Origin of the sequence: Aeromonas sp. FDAARGOS 1416 (genome assembly GCF_019048085.1) — a bacterium.
Classification (GTDB): Bacteria; Pseudomonadota; Gammaproteobacteria; order Enterobacterales; family Aeromonadaceae; genus Aeromonas; species Aeromonas veronii.
The window spans coordinates 2,373,494-2,393,061 of sequence record NZ_CP077301.1 but is presented as its reverse complement, the minus strand read 5'-3'; the positions used below and the strand labels follow the sequence as shown (position 1 = coordinate 2,393,061).

Below are 19,568 nucleotides of genomic sequence, written 5' to 3'. Positions count from 1 at the left end.
TGGGACAGTGACCGCAGACAGAGCTTCACCTCATGCCGGATACAACCACCACTCAATACTCCAGAAACTTCTCGCCGCAGCGTTCGCAGATCAGATGTTTTACATGGGTGGCCTGATAGGCGAGGGTCTGGCCGAATACCGCATTGGTCAGGCTGCTGGAGCGAAAGGCTTGCCAGAAGGTTTTGCGCGGATCCTTGGGCATGATGTCCTGGCTGTGATCGCGGGCGACCAGCACCACGATATGGCGGGTACGTTCCCTGCATTTGTCACAGCGATGGATTTCACTCGGCGGATTCTGGTCGTGCGGGTTGCTCATAAAGAGGCTCGTGAAGAAAGTGGACGCCCATCATATCCTTCTCCACTTGGCTCTCAATCTCTCCTTGCTGGCGCAGTGAACAGCCTCACATTTTGCGCTGCTACAGGCTTGCCCAGCCAGCTCAGGCCGATGCCCGCTTCTGCGGTTTGCTGGTGAGCGGTGATGATATGGCGGCTGCAGGCTTGCCCAGCTAGTTCAAGCCGACTCCCGCTTTTGCAGATTGGGGGTGATGATATGGCGGTTGGGGGCGAGCTCGGGCTGCTGCATCCGGGTCAGCAGTCGTTTGGCCGCCTGACGGCCGATTTCGCGGGCCGGTGAGCTGACAAAGGTGAGGGCGGGTGTAAGGTCAACTTGATGTGGATTTGAAAACATAACGGGGCCATCAGTGATGGCCCCGTTATGGTTGCGCTGTTTTCCCTTATGAGCAGACGCCGAAATCAGCCGCGAATGGTCGTCGGGATAGCGCAGTCCGGGCGTGACATGGCTGGTTCGATTGCGGGCTCGATGAGCTCGGTAGCTGCTAGTGCTGTGCCTTGGGTCAGGGCTTCGGCCTGATGCAGCATGCGGCTGACAAGCTCAATCAGAAGATCCACATCCAGCTTGTCCAGCCACTCGCGACACCAGAGCAGGGTGCTCTGCTCGCTGTCTCTACTGAGTTGCAGCACAGGCCAGTCGGCCATGGCGGCGAGGGAGGGGGTCTGGATATCCTCCAGCGGGATAAACAGGGTCACCAGTTGATCCCGCTCGCGAATATGAAGGCTGAATGGGCCCGCCTGCAGATCCAGTCCCTCTTCATGCAGGCACTCCTGCGGCAGGGATAGCTGGCGAACGAGGGTCGATAGCATGGCATGGAACATCATTAATCCTCCCGATGGGTGTTATCAAAGACCGACTCTGTGGGCGGCCACAGGTTGGCGATAGGGGGGCGGGCAGGGGTACCGACCAGTGGCGCCCCTATGGTGGCGGCCCAAGGGTCGACTACCTTGGCGTGTGGCCCCCAACTTTCCGGCTTGGTGAGTTCACTCCCCTCGGCGCGGCCAATCACCACAAAGCAGTGGGTCTGGGCGTGACCTTGTGCACCACGATGGGCCAGCACTTCGATCCGCTGGTCACTGTTGTGGCGCAGCAGTTCGGCCGCCGCCGAATAGGCCAGGGTCGAGCAGCAACCGGCCTTGGCGTCATCCACCGCCTTGGCGATGTTTTCCATGGTGCGCAAGGAGAGTGGCTGCTTGTTTCTGGTTATCTGGATGGCGGCCATATTGGCGCTGTTGTTGGCGCGCTGGTTGGCTGCCAGGCGCTGGGGATCCTGCCCGAAGGCGTTGAGTTTGCCGATGATCTTCTGATAGCTCGGGTTGTTGGGCTGGACAAAGGTCTGGGCGTCGGTGCAGGCGTAGCTGCCCAGTTTTTCAAGTCCGGCCATGCTCTTTTGCAGCAGGGCCTGGGTGCCACCTGCCATCACTTTCGGTTCATGTCGCGGGGCGCCTCTGGTGATGGCCCCCTGTTCTGCCAGGGCCTGCTTCAGTTCATTCAGACGAGCGCCGCGTGCAGCCACTTCTTTGGGGTGGTGCTGCTCCCAGTGCTGGATCGCATCCTGCACCCGCTGCGCTTTGCCGCTATCGGGGGCGCTTTGCAACTGGCGCAGGGCGCTGATGACCTGCTTGAGATCGCTGCTCTGGAAGTGGCCGATGCCGCGCTTGACGGATTGTTCGAACAGCTTGTTACCCTTGGCCAGCAGCGGGCTGGCCTCTGTCTGTTGGGGCGATGCTGGGCGGTTGAGGTGAATGTGTCCACCGATTGCTGGTAAGGCCATGATGTGATTCCCGACAGGGTTGACGATAAGGGGATGATACCGAGCCGTGACGGCGCGCTATATCAGGGAGCGGTCGGGGATTTGTCAGTTTTTCGCGTGTTGCGCAGTTTGTTTGGCCAGGCGGGCAGCGTACTGCCCTACCACTGTGGCCCTTCGCTCTGGCGCCACTGCTCCAGCCAGCGCAGAACCTCGGCGGTTGCCTCAATCTGGTCGGCGGGAATGTAGTTGTTGAGCTGGGCATCCCGATAGAGGGCACGGGCCAGTGGAATGCGTTGCAGCACAGGGATCCCCTCCTCTTCGGCAATCTTGCGTACCTGCAGCGCCTGGGCATCGGTGAACTTGAGGGTCACCACCGGCAGCGGGGTTTCTCCCCGCTCGTAGCGGATACCGATAGCGATATGGGTCGGGTTGGCGACGATGACCGAGGAGCGCTTGACGTCGGCGCGCATGTTGCTCGACTGCAACTCCTGATGGAACTGGCGGCGCTTGCTCTTGATCTCGGGGCTCCCCTCCATCTCCTTGTACTCCCGCTTCACCTCGTCCTTGCTCATCTTGAGCTGCTTGATGTGCTGGTAGTGTTCGAAGGCGTAGTCAGCGATGGCGATCACCACAAAGCCCATGGCGCAAACCGCCATCAGCTGGCCCAGCATGCCCCCCAGCACCGGGGTGATGCAGCTCATGCCGCAGCCGGGCAACTGGAGCATCGCCTGCAGATTGCCCTTTATGGTGACCCACACCAAGAGGCTCAGGAGACTCACCTTGAGCAGGGATTTGACGAACTCCATCAGGCTCTTGATGGAGAAGATCTTCTTGGCCCCTTCCACCGGATTGATCTTTTTGATGTCGGGCTTGATGGACTCGCCACTCAGCAGAAAACCGTACTGGGCGAAGTGGGAGGCGAGCACCACCAGCACCGCGACCGCGAGGAGCGGAATGCAGAGATAGGCCATCTCCTGCATCAGGTTCTCCACCACATGGTTGAGCGCCTGGGTAAAGGGGAGGTTGATGTGGGACTCCGGGATCATCATCAGCTTGCCCAGATGTTCGAGGTAGTAGTCGGACATCGCCATCAGCATGCCCACCAGACTGAGGATAATTGCGGTGGAGACCACCTCCTTGCTCTTGACCACTTGCCCCTTCTGGCGGGCATCCCGCAACTTTTTGGGGGTGGGTTGTTCGGTCTTCTCGCCGCTCATCGCGCCTCCAGAATGGGGATCAGCAGTTGCAGCGGATCCATCACCGCCAGCACCTGTTGATAGGCGTGATCCATCATCAGCTTGATATAGATGACCAGCAACAGGCTGGCGACGGCGCTTTTTATCGGCATCGCCAGCACGAAGACGTTGAGGGAGGGGGCGAAGCGGCTGATCAGCGCCAGCCCGAATTCGGCCAGAAACATGGCGATCAAGAGCGGTGCCGCCAGCAAAGCGCAGAGCAGCAACATATGGCTGAACTGGCTGTAGAAAAAGTTGACCCACTGCTCGTCGATGGTGGGGAAAAAGTGCGCCACCGGCCAGCTGATGTAGCTCTGGAACAGGGCGGCCAGCAGGGCGAGAAAGGCGCCGCTGGCAAAGAAGAGGGTGATCAGGGTCTGGGTCAGCAGCAGGCCGGTGGGACTGGTCTGGCTGCCGAGACTCGGGTTGAACAGGGAACCCATGGCGGCACCGCGCTGGTTGTCGATCAGAAAACCGCTCGCCTCGATGGCCCAGAAGGGGATGGCGGCGACAAAGCCGATCAGCAGGCCGAGCAGCACCTCCTTGGCGATCAGCATGGCCAGCGCCATGCCGTCGATCTGATCCGGCAAGGTGTCGGCGACCGTGGGGTAGGCGTAGAGCGCCAGCGAGCAGACCACGCCGTTGCGGATCATCGCCCCCCCCAGCATCTGTTTGCTCAGCACCGGCAGCATCACGAAGCAGCTGATAAAGCGCGGCAGCAGCAGGGTATAGGCCAGCATCTGGGCCTGCAGGCTCTCCAGCGTCATTGGATCTGCGGTACCTTGAATAACACCATGTCGGCAAAGCTGTAGAGCTCGTTCCCCAGCCAGGCGGTGGTGGCAAACAGGGTGATCACCACGGCGATCAGCTTGGCGACAAAGCCCAGGGTCTGCTCCTGGATCTGGGTCAACGCCTGCAGCAAAGAGACAAGGGTGCCCACCAGCGCCGCCACCAGCACAGGTGGCATCGAGAGGATCAGCACCAGCCAGAGCGCCTGGCTGGTGAAGTGAAGGATATCGGCGTGACTCATGCTAGCCTCCATAACTGATGACTAGCCCGTGGGTCAGGCGGGCCCAGCCATCGAGCAGCACAAACAGCAGCAGCTTGAAGGGCAGCGAGATGGTCATGGGGGAGACCATCATCATCCCCATCGCCAGCAAGATGTTGGAGATGATGAGGTCGATGGCGATAAAGGGCAGGTAGATCAGAAAGCCGATTTCGAAGGCGCGGCTCAGCTCGCTCACGGTAAAGGCGGGCAGCAGGATCAGCAGGCTGTCTGGCTCCAGCCGGTCGGCATATTTGCTGGGCCAGAGCTGCTTGGTGCTGTCGATAAAGAAGGCGTGTTCCCGCGGTTTGATCTGCTTTTTCAAAAAGTCGCGGTAGGGGGCAATCCCCTCATCGAGGAACTTCTCCACCGATTCGGCTTTCGCCAGCGACACCTCGTTCTGGCGCAGGTAATCCTGGGTGGCAAAGCCAACCGGCGCCATCACATAGATGCTGAGAATGATCGCCAGCCCGTACATCGCCATGTTGGGGGGGATCTGCTGCACCCCGAGGGCGTTGCGCAGCAGCGAGAAGACCACCGCCAGCTTGACGAAGGAGGTGGCCATCACGGCGATAAAGGGGAGCAGGGCCAGCAGGGCCAGCCCGACGATAAGGTTTAGCTCGTCTGGCAACTGGATCATGACTGTGACTCGTTGTCGAGGCGTTCGACCCGTACACCCAGGCGACCCTGGATCTCCACCAGTCGGCCCGTTCCCAGCGAATGGCCGTTGCTGATGATGCGCACTTCGCCATCGAGGGGCGTGCCAAGATCGATCAGGGCGCCCGGTTGCAGGCTGGTGAGGGTATGCCAGTCCAGGGTCTGGCGGCCCACTTCGAAGCTCACCTGGATCGGCAGTTGATCCAGTTCGGTCGGGCCGAAGGGTTCAGCGGAGGCAGTATTATGCATGGCAGTCAATTCCAGATGTTGTTGATGGGGTTGGCAGTAGGCAAAGGGGCGACCCTCCACGCAGACCAGCAGTTGCTGGCCGAGCTGCGGATGGGGTGGCGGCAGCAGCACATCGCCGATAGCGAGGGTGACGAGCTCATCCATGGTCAGCCCCATCTCGCCCCACTGCAGCGAGAGGGTGAGGGGCAGCGGCAACCGCTGCTGCCGTGGCCGTGGTGGCAATCTGGCCAGCAGGGGCTCGGGCTGCGGCAGCCAGAGAGCGAGACTGGCCCCCTCCCGTTGTAACAGCAGTTGCAAGGCTGGCTCATCGGTCTGAACGTTACTCTCCGGTCGGGTCAGCGCCGAGCAGGTGAGGCCACCGAGGGGTTGTCCCAGCCGTTCGATCAGTGCCAGTTGCAGCGGCTCGGGCAGGCTGAACAGTGCCGCCTGTTGTAGATCCGGCGCCAGCCAGTGCGCCAGCTCTGCGCCGTTGCACAACAGCGGCAAAGAGAGCCCCTGCCACTGCAGTTGCAGCCGGGTATCGAGCGTCGCAGGCGGCAAACCGATGGTGAGGAGAAGCTCGCCGCCACTCCAGCCAAAGTGCTGGCGGTATTGGCTCAGGGTCTGCTGTAAAGTCAGCTCTGCCAGCGAGGCGGAGGTGAGGGTAATCGGTGTCATGCGTCGACATCCCACTCTTCGTAGATGGATCGTTTATGGCGTGAGCCCTGCTCACTGTCGGGCTGGCCGAAGAGATCGAGGGAGACCCGCTCGCCGGGATAGAGCCGTTGCAGGCGGTCGACCAGATCGCTGCGCCCCTGATTGAGTAGCAGTTGCCCTTCGCTGGTTGCCAGAATCTCGATCTGCAACTCGCCATGGTGGTGAGCGATGCGAATGGAGAGATCGCCCAGCTGTGGCAACGTCAGGCGCAGCAGCGGCGGACGCTCCGGGCGGCCCAGCTCCTGATAGATATCCACTGCCAGCCACTCCAGCAGTTGACCCAGTTCCCGATTATTTTCGGCAGGTGCCAGCCGGGCGAGCTGCAGATCCCCTGGGGTCACGGCAAGGGGAGCGCCCCAGATAGTCGGGTTGGCAAAAAGCTCATTTTTTGGGGCTGTTTCACCTGTAGTGACTGGCTTGAGTGCCACCAGCGGTGGTATTTCTGCGTCAAGTTGAGCTACCTGTTCACCGACCTCAGTTGGCTGGGGGGGGGGTAGTTTGGGAGTTATCGCCTCGCTGTCCGTTGCCAATGGCAGTAGATGTGGCGTGGTATTGGCGAGGGTGTGTAACGGGTTGGCGCTGCTTGCCTCATAAGCCTCAATGACTGGATGCTGTTCTTCAAGCCACTCGTTTTCAGTCTGCGTGGCTTGGGTAACATGACCATAGGGCTGGGTAATAATGGCGGTTAGCCCCAAATCGGCAGAGCTTTCAAGCAAGCTTGTCTCTGGATCTCTTTGCATGCTCTCCGGTTGCGCGGTGAGCTTGCTCCCAACCCCCTCGGTGAGCGGCAGAGACTCGTTGAGGTGCGTCGAAATTACATCGCTGCGGGTATTTGTTGGCCTCAGTGCGGCCGGATTAGCTGTTATCGTCAGTATGGGGTGGCGCTGTTCGTTGTCCTGTGCAGTGAGTTGTGTGTGCTTGGTTTGTTGACGAGATGCGCGAGCCTTATCAAGCGTCAGTGTTATTGCATTTATTGGTGCAATGGTTGGTGGCACGAGTGGTGTGTAGTCCGTTACCGCTATCGGGTTTGTGTCGAGCAGTTCAGCGCCAGAATGTGCAGCAAAAGTGGGTTTGTCGTGCCTTTCTTTAGCTGAGATATCTGTTGCTGCCACTCGCTCATCAGTAAGGCGCTGGCTCTGATCTCCGTTAGAGGGCGTGAATGTTAGCTGTTGCGGGTTGGTTTGCCCGCTCCCCTGCCGCTGTTGTTTTGATGTGATCTCTTTGTTGTCAGGCTGAGTGCCTTTGGTCGTGTGGCGTAGGGGAACTGGCTTGCCAGCTTCTGAGGGCGCGCGGTAGATATTCTGTTGCGGCAAGGGGGGGACGTCCGTCACTCTCTGTGAATGACGGATCTGCCCTTTACCATCAGGCTGCGGGTTGTGGCCGCGTTCTTTGAGGTTCTGATCCAGCCGCATCGCTTGCTCGAAACGCTGTTGTTGCGACCGATTGGCTTCAGCCATCTGGGTATCACCCCGGGCTGTCACTGTGCCCTGTATCGGGAGGATTCGCTTCATGACTCGTTACATCCTGATCTGCTGGCGGAACTCTTCCTGTTCCTGCTCTTCGTTGTAGTCGCGCAGGGCTTGCTGTGAGGCCAGCTCCTGACGGTGTAATTCGGCAAATTTCTGTTGCTGCTGGCGGGCGCGGTGTACCGCCTGCTGGCGCTCCTGCAAGCGGATGCGTTCTTCAGCCACCCGTTCGCCCTGTTCGGCGGCCAGTTGCTCAAGGTGGGCCTCTTTCTCCCGCAGCAGGGCAACCTGTTGTTGCCACGCCTTGAGCCCCTTGCGATCGAGTTGCTCCGCCTGACAGATGGCAAATAGCCGATCTTCTTCAGCCTGGCGCCACTGGCGGTAGTCGAGACTCTCCTGCTCCGCTTCGCGCTGGCGGATGCGGGCGAGTTGCAGTCGGGCCTGTTGCGCGGCGAGCTGTTGCTCGGCTCGCTCCAGCCGCAGGTCTTTGATCCGTTGCAGGCGGCCGATCATCTGGTCAGCGCCTCCAGGGTGGCGAGCGCCTCGGGCAGTGAACTCGGCTCATGGGTGCCCTGTTTCAGCCACTGGCGAATGGCCTCGATACGGGTGATCGCCTCGTCGGCCACCTTGTCCTGTCCCTTCTGGTATTCGCCGATCTGCAGCAGCAGTTCGACCTCTTCGTACTTGGCCAGCCAGCTGCGCAGGCGACCGGCCTGCGCCTGATGCCCGGGCGCGATGATCTGGTTCATCACCCGACTGGCAGAGCGCAGTACGTCGATGGCCGGGTAGTGGTTGGCCGCCGCCAGCTTGCGCGAGAGGATGATGTGGCCATCGAGGATGGAGCGGGTCTCGTCAGCCACTGGCTCGGTCATATCATCCCCCTCCACCAGCACGGTATAGAGGGCGGTGATGGAGCCCTTGTCCGACTGACCGGCCCGCTCCATCAGGCGGGGCAGGGCGGCAAACACCGAGGGTGGATAGCCCCGTCGGGTCGGCGGTTCGCCGGCGGCCAGACCAATCTCGCGCTGGGCACGGGCAAAGCGGGTGACGGAATCCATCAACAGCAACACCCGCTTGCCCTGATCCCGGAAATATTCGGCGATGGAGGTGGCGACAAAGCCCGCCTTGGCCCGCTCCATGGCGGGACGATCCGAGGTGGCCACCACCAGCACAGCCTTCTTGAGCCCCTCTTCCCCCAGATCCGCTTCGATAAATTCGCGCACCTCACGGCCCCGTTCACCGATCAGCGCCAGCACGGTGACATCTACCTCGGCGCTGCGAATAAGCGACGCCAGCAGGGTGCTCTTGCCACCACCGGCGGCCGCGAAGATCCCCATCCGTTGCCCCTCACCGCAGGTGAGCAGGCCGTCGATGGCGCGAATACCGAGCGAGATGGGCTCGGCGATGCGCTTGCGGCTCATGGGGGCCGGCGCATCCCGATAGACCGGATACCAGGCATCGGGCTCCGGCAGATGGCCACCGCCAAAGGGGTTACCGAGGCCATCGAGCACCTGACCGAGCAGATGATCGCCGACCCCGACCTGATGCATGGCACCGGTCGGGCTCACCTCGGTATTGGAGGAGATGCCGAACATTTCGCCAAGGGGGGTTAGCAGCGCCTGATGTTGGGCAAAGCCGATCACCTCAGCCTGCAGGGAGAGGGTGTTGTCCGGGTTGCGCAGATGGCAGAGCTCGCCGATCCGCACCCCGGGGACGACTGCCTTGAGCAGGGTACCGGTCACCTGGGTGACCCGGCCACGGATCTGGATCAGGCGGCACTCGTCGATGGCGTGACGAAGCTGGTCGGGGATGTGGTCGAGGGAGAGGGTCATAACAATCTGCGCCATTGAAACTGGTGGCCACTATAGGGGATGGGGGGCTACGGGGATTTCAGCGCGAGTCGGGACTTTTTAGAAAACCGTTGGGGGCGGGCTAAAAATTCACGGCCGATTTTGGCATAGGGAGGCGAGGGCGATTTTTATAATGCCATCCTCGTCAATCCATTCGTCACGGGAGTTTTCATGGCCATTATCCAGAGCAACCCCTATGCCCCTGCCGCCCAGCCCGAGCTGCGCGGAGCAGAGGTCGCATCCCGTCAGGCTCCCCTGCAGGGTGGGCAATTTCAGGGGGAGCGGGTCGTGCTGGCCAGTGCCGCTCAGTCGCTGGCCGATGCCGCTGAAGAGCTCACCTTTGTCTTTTCCGAGCGCGCTGAGCTTTCGCTCGCCAAGCGCAAGCTGAGTGACAGCCATGCCCGCATCAGCGAGATCGAGGCGCTGGTGGGGGACTACCTCGACAAGGTGCCGGAGCTGGAGCGCCAGCAGAAGATCAAGGAGATGGTGAGCCACCTCGGCAGCGGTCGGCTGGCCAATCTCTCCCAGCTGCTGGCCTACCTCGAGAGCTATTCGGGGGAAGTGAGCGAGCAGTTCGAGGCGCTCTGTCAGGCGCGCAAGGCCCTCGCCGGACGACCGGAGATGCAGGGCACCCTGGCGCTGGTGGAGCAGGCGCTGGCCAAGCTGGCGGACGAGCAGGGCAGTGCCATCGTGCTGGGAGCCCGCATTACCGGCCCCGCAGCCGAAGCGGCCAAAGCGGGCGTGGGAGCCGAGCAGGATCTACGGGATCTCTATCGCGATGCGGTGCAGGACTATCGTGCCCTTTCTGCCGCCTGGCGCGATATTCACAGCCGCTTTGGCAACGGTGCACTGGAGAAGGTGACCGGTTTCATGATGAAGGCCCTGAGTGCCGATCTCGATAGCCAGCAGCGTTGGCTCGATCCGGTCAAGCTGGAGCGGGTGATGAGCGACATGCACAAGCTGCGGCTGCTCAACACTCTCTCGGCGCAAGTGGACGAGCTGTGGCAACGGGTGAAGGAGGGCTCGGCCCATGGCATACGGGCCTTCTGAGCTGATGGGCGATCTGATCGCCCTGGTGGAGAAACGCTGGGCCAGCGTGCGGGATGTGGAGCAGGTCGGTGTGGTTCTTGAGCTGTCAGATTGTCGCCAGCAGGTGCTGCTCTATCAAGAGCTCAAGCGGCTGATCCGCCTGCTGCCGGTGGAGCTGTTCAGTGAGGAGGAGCAGCGCCAGAACCTGTTGCAGTGCTGTCAGGGTGCGCTCGATAACGCCATCGAGCGGGAAGAGGATGAGTTGTCTGGAGAGTCGTCATGAACTGGATTGAACCCCTGCTGGTGCAGTTTTGCCAGGATCTGGGCATCACCATAGGGGATAACCCCCATTCGCTGATCCAGCTTGAACTGGAGCAGAGCGGCACTCTGCAACTGGAGCTCCATCAGGGGCAACTGACCCTCTGGTTGGCCCGTGCTGTGCCCTGGCATCAGAGTGGCGAGGCGATCCGCCGCGCCATGACCTTGACTGCCGCGGCGCAGGGGCCGGCACTGCCGGTGCGCAGCGGCTGGTTGGGGGAGGATCAGCTTATCCTCTTCGTCACTCTCGATGAGCGGGCCGTGACTCTGCCCCAGCTCCATCAGGCAGTGACCACCCTGACCCGGCTGCAGCGAGAGGTGCTGGTGTCATGAGCCGGATCACTGCCGCGCATATCGGGATCGAGCAGCTTAGCGCCATCTCCCTCGACGATCAGGAGCGAAGCCTGCCGGGGCGTTATGCCCTGTTACCCGATGGCCAGTCCATCGAACCCCATATCAGCCGCCTTTACCCCGAGCGGCTGGCGGATCGGGCGCTGCTCGATTTCGCCACCCCGGATCGCGGCTTTCACGACTTGCTGCGGCCGGTCGATTTCAATCAGGCGATGCAGGGTCTGCGCAGTGTGCTGGCAGAAGGGCAGAGCCCGGAGTTGCGAGCGGCCGCTGCGCTGCTCGAACAGATGCACGCCGATGAACAACTGATGCAGATGACACTTCATCTGCTGCACAAGGTATGACCATGGTGCTTACGTCACAGCAGCAGGATGCGCTGCTGCTCACCGGCTGGTTGCAACTGCAATATGGCCACCCCGACAAGGCGAGCGTGCTGCTGGCCGCCCTGCTGCAGATCCACCCCGACCATCAGGGAGGGCGTCGGACCTTGCTGGTGGCCCTGCTCAAACAGGGGGAGGGGGAGGCGGCGCTGGCCCATGTCGATCAGCTGATGCAGCAAGGGGAGGCCGACGGCCCGCTCTGGCTCTGTCGCAGCCGGGCCTGCCAGTTGGCAGGGCGGCTGGATGAAGCCCGTTTTGCCTATCAACAATACCTCGAACTGGAAGAGCAGAATGAATCAACGCTCCCTTGAGCTGCTGCGCCGGATCGGCGAGCGCAAGGACATCATGCTGGCGATCCTGCTGCTGGCCATCGTCTTTATGATGGTCTTGCCGCTGCCGCCGGTGGCCCTCGATATCCTGATTGCCATCAACATGACCATCTCGGTGGTACTGCTGATGATGGCGGTTTATATCAATTCGCCGCTGCAGTTCTCCGCCTTTCCGGCGGTGCTGCTGATCACCACTCTGTTCAGGCTTGCCTTGTCGGTGAGTACCACCCGGATGATCCTGCTGCAGGCCGATGCGGGGCAGATCGTCTACACCTTCGGTAACTTCGTGGTGGGGGGCAATCTGGTGGTGGGGATCGTCATCTTCCTCATCATCACCATCGTCCAGTTTCTGGTGATCACCAAGGGTTCGGAGCGGGTCGCCGAGGTGAGTGCCCGTTTCTCCCTCGATGCCATGCCCGGCAAGCAGATGAGTATCGATGGTGACATGCGCGCCGGGGTGATCGACGTGCACGAGGCGCGGGATCGTCGCGGGGTCATCGAGAAAGAGAGCCAGATGTTCGGCTCCATGGATGGCGCCATGAAGTTTGTGAAGGGGGACGCCATCGCGGGCCTCATCATCATCTTCGTCAACATCCTCGGCGGCGTCACCATAGGGGTGACCCAGAAGGGGTTATCCGCCGCCGATGCGCTGCAGCTCTACTCCATCCTGACGGTAGGTGATGGCATGGTCTCCCAGGTGCCGGCGCTGCTGATCGCCATCACCGCGGGGATCATCGTTACCCGGGTCTCCTCTGAAGAGTCTTCCGATCTGGGTACCGATATTGGCGCCCAGGTGGTGGCTCAGCCCAAGGCGCTGCTGATCGGCGGTCTGTTGCTGGTGTTGTTTGGTCTGATCCCGGGCTTCCCGATGATCACCTTCTTTGCGCTGGCGGCCATCGTCACGGCAGGCGGTTATTTTATCGGCTTGCGTCAGCGCAAGGCGCAGAGCAGCAACAGTCAGGATCTTCCTGCCGTGCTGGCGCAGGGGGCGGGAGCCCCCGCCGCCCGCAGCAAGCCAAAACCGGGCAGCAAGCCGCGGGGCAAGCTGGGGGAGAAGGAGGAGTTCGCCATGACGGTGCCGCTCCTGATCGATGTGGATGCCGCTTTGCAGGCCGAGCTGGAGGCGATAGCCCTCAACGACGAACTGGTGCGGGTGCGCCGCGCCCTCTATCTCGATCTCGGGGTGCCCTTCCCGGGTATTCACCTGCGTTTCAACGAGGGGATGGGGCCCGGCGAATACCTGATCCAGCTGCAGGAGGTGCCGGTCGCCCGCGGTCAGCTGCGCCCGGGCCATCAGCTGGTGCAGGAGAGCGCCTCCCAGCTCGATCTGCTGGGGATCCCCTACGAAGAGGGGGCGCCGTTGCTGCCGGGACAACCGACCTTGTGGGTCGCTAATGAACATCAGGAGCGGCTGGAGAAGTCACGGCTGGCCACCCTCACCACCGATCAGGTGGTGACCTGGCATCTATCCCATGTGCTGCGGGAATATGCCGAGGACTTTATCGGCATTCAGGAGACCCGTTACTTGCTGGAGCAGATGGAGGGTAGCTATGGCGAGCTGGTCAAGGAAGCGCAACGCATCATCCCGCTGCAGCGAATGACCGAAATTTTGCAGCGGCTGGTGGGGGAGGATATCTCCATCCGCAACATGCGCGCCATCCTCGAGGCGATGGTGGAGTGGGGCCAGAAAGAGAAGGATGTGGTGCAGCTCACCGAGTACATCCGAAGCAGCCTCAAGCGCTACATCTGCTACAAGTACGCCAACGGCAACAACATCTTGCCCGCTTATTTGCTCGATCAGCAGGTGGAGGAGCAGATCCGCGGCGGCATTCGCCAGACCAGCGCCGGCAGCTATCTGGCGCTCGATCCCACCATTACCCAGAGCTTCCTCGATCAGGTGCGCCATACCGTCGGTGATCTGGCCCAGATGCAGAACAAGCCGGTGCTCATCGTCTCCATGGATATCCGCCGCTATGTGCGTAAGCTCATCGAGGGGGATTACCACGCCCTGCCGGTGCTCTCCTATCAGGAGCTGACCCAGCAGATCAATATCCAGCCCCTCGGGAGGGTCTGCCTGTGAGGGGGGAGCCGTTAACCTCTGACCCCCTGATCCCCTGGCTGCAGGCCATGGGAGTGGCGGTGGCCCCTCACCATCTGGGGGCGACTCCCATCCAGATCGGCCACGGTTTTTGCTATCGCCAAATTTATCTCGCCTGGCGCTTTGATCCTGCGACCCGACGGGTCTGGATCCTGCTGGTGCGCCGAGAGGGGGAACGGGCCGGACTGGCCAATCCCTTTGCCGCCCTCTATCTGCTGGCCGAAGCCACTCTGACAGTGCTCGGGCCGGGCCATTACCTCTACGGCAACGTCGATGTCTTTCGCGGCAGTAGCCTGAGCGGTGAGCGGCTTGGCCGATTCTACCTGCGCTGGACGGGAGCCAGTGAACCCGAGCCCGGCTGGTTCATGCTGGCCGCCGAGCGAGTCTGTTCCTTGCGGGATATGCGAAAACGACAAAAGCACGGCCTTGCGTGACAGGCATGTCCAAAGGGGCCTCATAGAATAGGAGCCAAGATGAAACAACCGCGTTTTGCCGACCATAGCGAGACCATATCGCAGGCAGAGCAGGCGATTGCCGACAGCGATCACCGCAACGCTCTGTTGCAAGAGATGCTGGCTGGTCTAGCTCTCTCGGATCAGACCTGTCAGCTGCTATTCGATGCGCCGACCGAGCAAGTGGCCGTGGCCGAGCAGGAGTTGCTGGCTGAGATCCAGCGCAGACAGGCGTTACTGCCGGCACAGCCGGGAGAGGGCCGCAAGAGTCGCCGTCCCACCATGATGCGCGGACTGATGATTTAAGGAGTCGTGATGAGCACTATCCCTGACTACAACACCAACCCTGGTGCGTTCGTCGGCTGGCTTGATGGGCAAGCGCTGGACGCATTGCCGGGCCATAAAAACCCCAAGTTGACCGAACTGGTCGAGCTGCTCAAGGGCAAGATCACCATCAGTGCTGACTCATCGACTGCGCTGAGCAAGGAGCAGCTGGAGAAGTTGCTGGCTGCCTATCTGACGGATCCCGCCTCGATCAACGGGGGTTGGGCGATGGGCCAGTTCCAGGGGGGGCAAGATGCGGCCATCGCCGCCATCAAGGGAATGATCGAGCGGGGAGCAAAACAAACCCCGCCAGTCACCCACTGGACCGTCCCTGAATTTATGCTGCTCTCCCTCAGTGCGCTGACCATGGATCGCATCGATGACGATCTCATCACGACCTTTACCGGGGTGATGGCGTTTCAGGACAACCAGCGTAAAGGGTTGCGGGAGGAGCTGGCAGAGATGACAGCTGAGCTGAAGATCTACGGGGTGATCCAGTCCGAGATCAACAAGAAGCTCTCGGAGGCATCCGACAAACCGACTTTCAACACCAATTTCAATCTGCTGGATTACAAGCTCTATGGCTATGAATCTCAGGCCAAATTTCTGGATGGGGCAGAGTTCAAACTGTTGTCGAAAATGTTTACCGATGATCTGGTGAAAAATGCACTGCAAGAGTTCACCAACGCTAAAAATGCGCTGGAAAAAGTAAAGTCGGCCAGCCTTGACTCCAAAACGCTGGGTGAGGCCAGTGCCGCTTATGAGCGTAAAAAAGCCAATCTTGAGCAGATCGTAGCAACGCAGGTCATCACAGTTAAAACGTTCCTCGAAAGTGGCCAGAAGAAGAGCGGTGCGATGGAAAATATCGAAGCCAGCTACAGCTATAAGAAGGATGACAACAAGCTTGGCAACTTCTCCACCAGCGTGAGCGACCGTTCTCGCCCGCTCAACGATCAGGTCAGCGAAAAGACCACCCGCCTCAACGACGTCAGCTCGCGCTACAACGCCGCCATCGAGGCACTCAACCGCTTTATCCAGAAATACGACAGCATCATGCGCGACATTCTTGGCGCAATTTGAGGAGAGATCATGCAGACCGATACCACCCTGACCCCGGAATACGAAGCAGAGCTGGAAGCCTTTATCGCTGACGGCGGCACCCTGGCCATGCTGCAGGATATTTCGGGGGACACCTTGGAACAGCTCTATGCCCTGGCCTTTGGCCAGTATCAGGCCGGCAAGTGGGAGGATGCTCACAAGGTCTTCCAGGCCCTCTGCATGCTGGATCACTACGAGCCGCGTTATTTCCTCGGGCTGGGTGCCTGCCGCCAGGCGATGGGTGAGTTTGAAACGGCGGTTCAGAGCTACAGCTTTGGCGCCATGCTTGACCTGAACGATCCCCGTTTCCCGTTTCATGCAGCCGAGTGCCGGCTGCAGCAAGGTGATTTGAACGGGGCCGAGAGTGGCTTCCACTCGGCCCGACTGCTGGCGGACACAGATCCCCGGCAGGCAGACCTGGCGGCAAGCGCCAAGGTCATGTTGGAAGCCATCGCAATCAGAAGGGATCTGCAAGATGAACCCGATCAGCAATGAAAGACAGGTTTCCCCGCTGGGAAACATAGGTGATGTTGCGGGCCTGGCGCCCGTTACCCAACCTCGCAGTGAAACACAGCTCGATGCCGCAACGGTGCAAGTCACCGGTCAGGCCCGCAAGTCAGGGGTCTCGCTGAATCCACCGCTGGCGGTAAGCAATAGCCAGGTCAGTGCGCAGCAGCTTGGCGAAATCGGCAAGTTGGTGGCCTCGGTGAAAGAGAACACCCGCTTGATTCTGCCGCACACCGCCGGGTTGGTGACCGCGGCCTTTACCTCGCCCGAAGCGTTCGAGATTGAGCTGGGCAAGCTCACCAGCGATCTGGAGAAGACCCAGACCAAGCTGAAGCTTGATGATATCCGCCGAGCTCGTGAGCTAAACGAGAAGAAGATCGGTGAGAACCAGGAGAAAATCAAAGAGGCTGAAGAGAGTGCCCAGGAGGCCAAGAAGGCCGGTATCTTTGGCAAGATTTTCGGCTGGCTCAGTGCCATCGCCTCGATAGTGATCGGTGCCATCATGGTGGCGACCGGAGTGGGCGCGGCTGCGGGAGCCCTGATGATCGCAGCTGGCGTCGTTGGCGTGGTCAACATGGCAGTTCAGCATTTGGCTGATGCTGGCTACATTTCTCCAGAAGTGATGGAGCATCTGGGGAAAGCCTTGATGGGAATAGAAATGGCGTTAGCCATTATTTCGTTGGGTGCCAGTTTTGGCTCATCGATTGGCTCTGTGATTGGCAAGGTGGCTACCAAGATTAGCAGCACGGCCGCTGATGCGGCTGCCAAGCTCATCTCAAAAGTGAGTGAACTCACTGCCAAGTTCACGGCTAAGGCCACGGTTGAAGCGCTGAAAGTGACAGGGCAGGCGGCAAAAGTATTGAAAGTTGGTACTCAAGCGGCTGATGTATTGGTAGATGTCGGGAGCGGCGTGACCAAATCTGTCCAGTCTACAAAAGAGTCCGAGTCGCTCGATGCCCAGGCTGATCTTGCCTTGAGCAAGAGCGAGATGACCGAGTTGCAAGGGGTCATCGACAAGCTCAAGGAGGCGATAGCCCAGATGCTCGAAGCGTTCCAGCAGACCATGGAGATGATCTTCCAGATGATCAATGCCAAGGGCGACATGATGAACAACCTGGCCCGCAGACCTGCCGCTATCTAAGGAGTACCGACCATGATTAACAGTGATTATGCAAATGGCGTGACCCGTACTGCCCCGCTGACCGAGGTGCAAGCTGGCGAGGCGCAGCAGGTTCGCAGTGCGGCCACGGCCCATGAGGCTGCCGTTTCGACTCGCCCGCAAGGGTCAGAGAACAAGAGCGTTCCTACTCTGCCACGCCCCTCCATCCCCTTCGATACCAAAGGGGTGACCCAGATGGTTGCGCAGCTGGACAGTGCGATGGATATGATGTCCTTGCTGTTCAAGCTGGCCCGCCAGGCTCGTGAAGAGGGGTTGCAGGTTCGGGACATCGAAAACAAGCTGGTCATCAGTAGCCAGCAGGCGCAGGTTGACGAGATGCGCCACGGCGCCAAGCTGATGATCGTCATGGCGGTGGTCTCCGGCGTGATGGCGGGGTTCTCTGCCATTATGGGCGGGATCAGCCTGGGCAAGGGCGCCAAGACTATCAAGCAGCAACAATCCCTTGATGGCAAGATTGCCGGTCGCGAGGCCTTGATTGACGCCAAGGTTGATAGCTTGAGCAAGCAGGGCCAGCAGGTTGACCGTGCTGATGTGGGCAAAGTCTGGAAACAGGATCAAGTTGCAGACAGTAATGCGAGCCGATTGTTGGACAAGAAATTTGCTCGCACTTCCGAACGGGGTCAGGTGTTCAACACCGTAACCCAGTCTGTGGGGCAAATGAGCAACTCTGCGGTGCAGGTGGCACAGGGTGATAGCCAGGCCAATGCGAAAGAAGATGAGGTCGAGGCGACCATCAGTCAGGGCGAGAAGCAGAAGGCCGAGGACAATATGTCCTTCAATGCCAACTTTATGAAAGATCTGCTGCAACTGATGCAGCAGTATTCCCAGAGCCAGAATCAGGCCTGGAAAGCGGCATTCGGCGTTGCATAAACGCCATGGCAATCAAGGCGCCCACTGGGGCGCCTTTTTGTTTTTTCCGGCCATTTTTCTTAAAAGTGGCGCCCTTGAGTGACAGCCCGCATGGCGGTGGCAGGCTAACATGCCTTTCTCTCTGCTGGAGGAAATCATGGATGTAACTGTCATCATCAATCGACTGCTCGCTGAATTTGCCACCAAATATGGTTTGCCATCCCTGGCTCTGAATCAGGAGGGGGTTGCGGCGCTCTGCTTTGACGAGCAGTTGCAACTCAGCCTGATCCTGGTGCCGGAGCGTGATCAGCTGGTGTTGCAGGCCGACGTGGCCGAGCTGCATCAGGTGGGCGAGGGGATTTTCCGTCAGTTGGCCAGCTTCAATCGTCACTGGTATCAGTTCAATCTTCACTTCGGTTTCGATGAAGAGAGTCTGACGGTGCAGCTCTATCGCCAGATGGCGGCAAGCCGGTTGACCCTGGCGTACCTTGAAGAGAGTCTCGCCAGCATGCTGGAGCATGCCGAGTTCTGGCAGGAGTTGCTGCAACCCGGTACTCGAGAGGCAGGCAGCAGCGATCAGGTGATGGGAGTGCGGGTATAACCATGAAGATTCAGGAATCACAAGGCGCGCTGGCCCTGCATGGGACAGAGGCGGGCAAGGTGGGGGCATTTGCAGGCAGAACCGTGAGTGCCCGGTCAACCAGTGCGAGCCAGGTACCCCTGTCGGCACTGCTGCGACGCTCCATTACCCTCAATCAGGTCCAGGAGCTGGCGCTGCAGCGACTGCAACAAGGTGAGCACACCCCGCTGAGTGAACGGCGGATCAGGGTGTTATGAGAGGTCTGCTGGCACTGATGTTGTCGGCCATGCTGGCCGGTTGTGTCACCACCCCGGAGCTGAAGCCATCGCAACAGCAACTCAAGGGCGAGGTGCATTTCCCGCAAGCCTTGCCACGTCCGGCGACAGTGGAGGTGGCTGTGCTCAGCGTGATCGGGGGGCGTCCGTTGCAAGTGGCTGCCACCCGTTATGAGGTGACCATGCTGCCATTGCTGTTTGATCTGCGTTTGACCCCTCTGCAACTGGCGGAAGGGGAGATCTATCTGCGTGCCCGCTTGCGATTTATGGATGGCACCGCGGTACAGGCTATGAGTCAGCAGAAAGTTTTTAAGATTTTTAATGACAAAAAAATGGTTATTCAATTGCAGCCAAAATCTTGTTATCCACAATGTCAGTAATGATTGTGTTTAAATAAAAAGCCTCAAATCAATCATTTATTAATTTGTCAGTTAAGATTGAAGGTTTCTTTTTGTAACGAAGTATCTTTTTCTGTAAGCACACCATTAAGTATGA

At 59.9% G+C, this 19,568-nt stretch carries 26 protein-coding genes and 1 pseudogene; 15 read left to right on the top strand and 12 right to left on the bottom strand.

Features of this window, described 5'->3' with window-relative positions; genetic code table 11:
* Nucleotides 1-52: 52 nt before the first annotated feature.
* From I6L46_RS10565 to ascN, 12 genes and pseudogenes are all read right to left on the bottom strand, one after another.
* Nucleotides 53-316 (bottom strand): hypothetical protein, encoded by a 264-nt coding sequence (locus I6L46_RS10565; RefSeq protein ID WP_151285798.1) that lies wholly within the window; start codon nt 314-316, stop codon nt 53-55.
* 195 nt (nt 317-511) lie between these two features.
* A pseudogene (locus I6L46_RS10560) lies at nt 512-664 on the bottom strand (substrate-binding domain-containing protein); the annotation flags it as partial.
* 89 nt (nt 665-753) lie between these two features.
* On the bottom strand, nt 754-1,176 hold the full coding sequence (locus I6L46_RS10555; RefSeq protein ID WP_216975389.1) for a hypothetical protein: 423 nt from the start codon (nt 1,174-1,176) through the stop codon (nt 754-756).
* Complete coding sequence (locus tag I6L46_RS10550) at nt 1,176-2,126, bottom strand: hypothetical protein (RefSeq protein ID WP_216975387.1); 951 nt, start codon at nt 2,124-2,126, stop codon at nt 1,176-1,178. The genes I6L46_RS10555 and I6L46_RS10550 overlap by 1 nt, the downstream gene beginning before the upstream one ends.
* 137 nt (nt 2,127-2,263) lie before the next feature.
* Nucleotides 2,264-3,322 (bottom strand): SctU family type III secretion system export apparatus subunit AscU, encoded by a 1,059-nt coding sequence (ascU, locus tag I6L46_RS10545; protein ID WP_005334588.1) that lies wholly within the window; start codon nt 3,320-3,322, stop codon nt 2,264-2,266.
* On the bottom strand, nt 3,319-4,107 hold the full coding sequence (ascT, locus tag I6L46_RS10540; protein ID WP_019446797.1) for a SctT family type III secretion system export apparatus subunit AscT: 789 nt from the start codon (nt 4,105-4,107) through the stop codon (nt 3,319-3,321). The genes ascU and ascT overlap by 4 nt, the downstream gene beginning before the upstream one ends.
* Nucleotides 4,104-4,370 (bottom strand): SctS family type III secretion system export apparatus subunit AscS, encoded by a 267-nt coding sequence (ascS, locus tag I6L46_RS10535; protein ID WP_005334586.1) that lies wholly within the window; start codon nt 4,368-4,370, stop codon nt 4,104-4,106. The genes ascT and ascS overlap by 4 nt, the downstream gene beginning before the upstream one ends.
* 1 nt (nt 4,371) lies before the next feature.
* Nucleotides 4,372-5,025, bottom strand: a complete 654-nt coding sequence (gene ascR / locus I6L46_RS10530) for a SctR family type III secretion system export apparatus subunit AscR (protein ID WP_005334585.1) — start codon at nt 5,023-5,025, stop codon at nt 4,372-4,374.
* Nucleotides 5,022-5,948, bottom strand: coding sequence for a type III secretion system cytoplasmic ring protein SctQ (gene sctQ, locus I6L46_RS10525; RefSeq protein ID WP_216975385.1), 927 nt, complete (start codon nt 5,946-5,948; stop codon nt 5,022-5,024). Before sctQ ends, ascR begins: the two co-directional genes overlap by 4 nt.
* Complete coding sequence (locus tag I6L46_RS10520; RefSeq protein ID WP_254203161.1) at nt 5,945-7,099, bottom strand: type III secretion system needle length determinant; 1,155 nt, start codon at nt 7,097-7,099, stop codon at nt 5,945-5,947. The genes sctQ and I6L46_RS10520 overlap by 4 nt, the downstream gene beginning before the upstream one ends.
* A gap of 405 nt (nt 7,100-7,504) precedes the next feature.
* Nucleotides 7,505-7,966, bottom strand: a complete 462-nt coding sequence (locus I6L46_RS10515; RefSeq protein WP_071910849.1) for a YscO family type III secretion system apparatus protein — start codon at nt 7,964-7,966, stop codon at nt 7,505-7,507.
* Nucleotides 7,963-9,285 (bottom strand): SctN family type III secretion system ATPase AscN, encoded by a 1,323-nt coding sequence (ascN, locus tag I6L46_RS10510; RefSeq protein ID WP_216978042.1) that lies wholly within the window; start codon nt 9,283-9,285, stop codon nt 7,963-7,965. The genes I6L46_RS10515 and ascN overlap by 4 nt, the downstream gene beginning before the upstream one ends.
* A gap of 189 nt (nt 9,286-9,474) precedes the next feature.
* Between ascN and aopN the strand changes: the two genes are divergently transcribed.
* The 15 genes from aopN to I6L46_RS10435 all read left to right on the top strand — a co-directional run bounded on the left by aopN (nt 9,475) and on the right by I6L46_RS10435 (nt 19,453).
* Nucleotides 9,475-10,353 (top strand): SctW family type III secretion system gatekeeper subunit AopN, encoded by an 879-nt coding sequence (aopN, locus tag I6L46_RS10505; protein ID WP_042054058.1) that lies wholly within the window; start codon nt 9,475-9,477, stop codon nt 10,351-10,353.
* The gene (gene acr1, locus I6L46_RS10500) at nt 10,334-10,615 is read left to right on the top strand and encodes a type III secretion system gatekeeper subunit Acr1 (protein ID WP_216975383.1); all 282 of its coding nucleotides are present in this window, start codon (nt 10,334-10,336) and stop codon (nt 10,613-10,615) included. The genes aopN and acr1 overlap by 20 nt, the downstream gene beginning before the upstream one ends.
* Nucleotides 10,612-10,983: a SycN family type III secretion system chaperone Acr2 gene (acr2, locus tag I6L46_RS10495; RefSeq protein WP_216975381.1), complete on the top strand. Its 372-nt coding sequence runs from the start codon at nt 10,612-10,614 to the stop codon at nt 10,981-10,983. The genes acr1 and acr2 overlap by 4 nt, the downstream gene beginning before the upstream one ends.
* Complete coding sequence (gene ascX / locus I6L46_RS10490; RefSeq protein WP_005334573.1) at nt 10,980-11,345, top strand: type III secretion system protein AscX; 366 nt, start codon at nt 10,980-10,982, stop codon at nt 11,343-11,345. The genes acr2 and ascX overlap by 4 nt, the downstream gene beginning before the upstream one ends.
* Nucleotides 11,342-11,692, top strand: a complete 351-nt coding sequence (ascY, locus tag I6L46_RS10485) for a type III secretion system chaperone AscY (protein ID WP_020379598.1) — start codon at nt 11,342-11,344, stop codon at nt 11,690-11,692. Before ascX ends, ascY begins: the two co-directional genes overlap by 4 nt.
* Nucleotides 11,625-13,790, top strand: coding sequence for a SctV family type III secretion system export apparatus subunit AscV (gene ascV, locus I6L46_RS10480; RefSeq protein ID WP_302054254.1), 2,166 nt, complete (start codon nt 11,625-11,627; stop codon nt 13,788-13,790). The genes ascY and ascV overlap by 68 nt, the downstream gene beginning before the upstream one ends.
* Nucleotides 13,787-14,242, top strand: a complete 456-nt coding sequence (locus tag I6L46_RS10475) for an LcrR family type III secretion system chaperone (protein ID WP_216975377.1) — start codon at nt 13,787-13,789, stop codon at nt 14,240-14,242. The genes ascV and I6L46_RS10475 overlap by 4 nt, the downstream gene beginning before the upstream one ends.
* Nucleotides 14,243-14,281: 39 nt before the next feature.
* The gene (gene acrG / locus I6L46_RS10470) at nt 14,282-14,566 is read left to right on the top strand and encodes an LcrG family type III secretion system chaperone AcrG (protein WP_005334559.1); all 285 of its coding nucleotides are present in this window, start codon (nt 14,282-14,284) and stop codon (nt 14,564-14,566) included.
* A 9-nt stretch (nt 14,567-14,575) separates the two neighbouring features.
* Entirely contained in the window at nt 14,576-15,664 is a 1,089-nt protein-coding gene (locus I6L46_RS10465; protein ID WP_216975376.1) for a virulence-associated V antigen, read from the top strand.
* Nucleotides 15,665-15,673: 9 nt separating this feature from the next.
* Complete coding sequence (gene acrH / locus I6L46_RS10460) at nt 15,674-16,177, top strand: SycD/LcrH family type III secretion system chaperone AcrH (RefSeq protein WP_088869520.1); 504 nt, start codon at nt 15,674-15,676, stop codon at nt 16,175-16,177.
* Nucleotides 16,158-17,330: a type III secretion system translocon subunit AopB gene (gene aopB, locus I6L46_RS10455; RefSeq protein ID WP_216975373.1), complete on the top strand. Its 1,173-nt coding sequence runs from the start codon at nt 16,158-16,160 to the stop codon at nt 17,328-17,330. The genes acrH and aopB overlap by 20 nt, the downstream gene beginning before the upstream one ends.
* A gap of 12 nt (nt 17,331-17,342) precedes the next feature.
* On the top strand, nt 17,343-18,239 hold the full coding sequence (gene aopD / locus I6L46_RS10450; RefSeq protein ID WP_216975371.1) for a type III secretion system translocon subunit AopD: 897 nt from the start codon (nt 17,343-17,345) through the stop codon (nt 18,237-18,239).
* A 136-nt stretch (nt 18,240-18,375) separates the two neighbouring features.
* Nucleotides 18,376-18,819 (top strand): type III secretion system chaperone, encoded by a 444-nt coding sequence (locus tag I6L46_RS10445; RefSeq protein ID WP_021229946.1) that lies wholly within the window; start codon nt 18,376-18,378, stop codon nt 18,817-18,819.
* Nucleotides 18,820-18,821: 2 nt separating this feature from the next.
* Nucleotides 18,822-19,055: a T3SS regulon translocated regulator ExsE family protein gene (locus tag I6L46_RS10440; RefSeq protein WP_216975368.1), complete on the top strand. Its 234-nt coding sequence runs from the start codon at nt 18,822-18,824 to the stop codon at nt 19,053-19,055.
* The gene (locus I6L46_RS10435; protein WP_043821045.1) at nt 19,052-19,453 is read left to right on the top strand and encodes a YscW family type III secretion system pilotin; all 402 of its coding nucleotides are present in this window, start codon (nt 19,052-19,054) and stop codon (nt 19,451-19,453) included. The genes I6L46_RS10440 and I6L46_RS10435 overlap by 4 nt, the downstream gene beginning before the upstream one ends.
* The last annotated feature ends 115 nt before the right edge of the window (nt 19,454-19,568 follow it).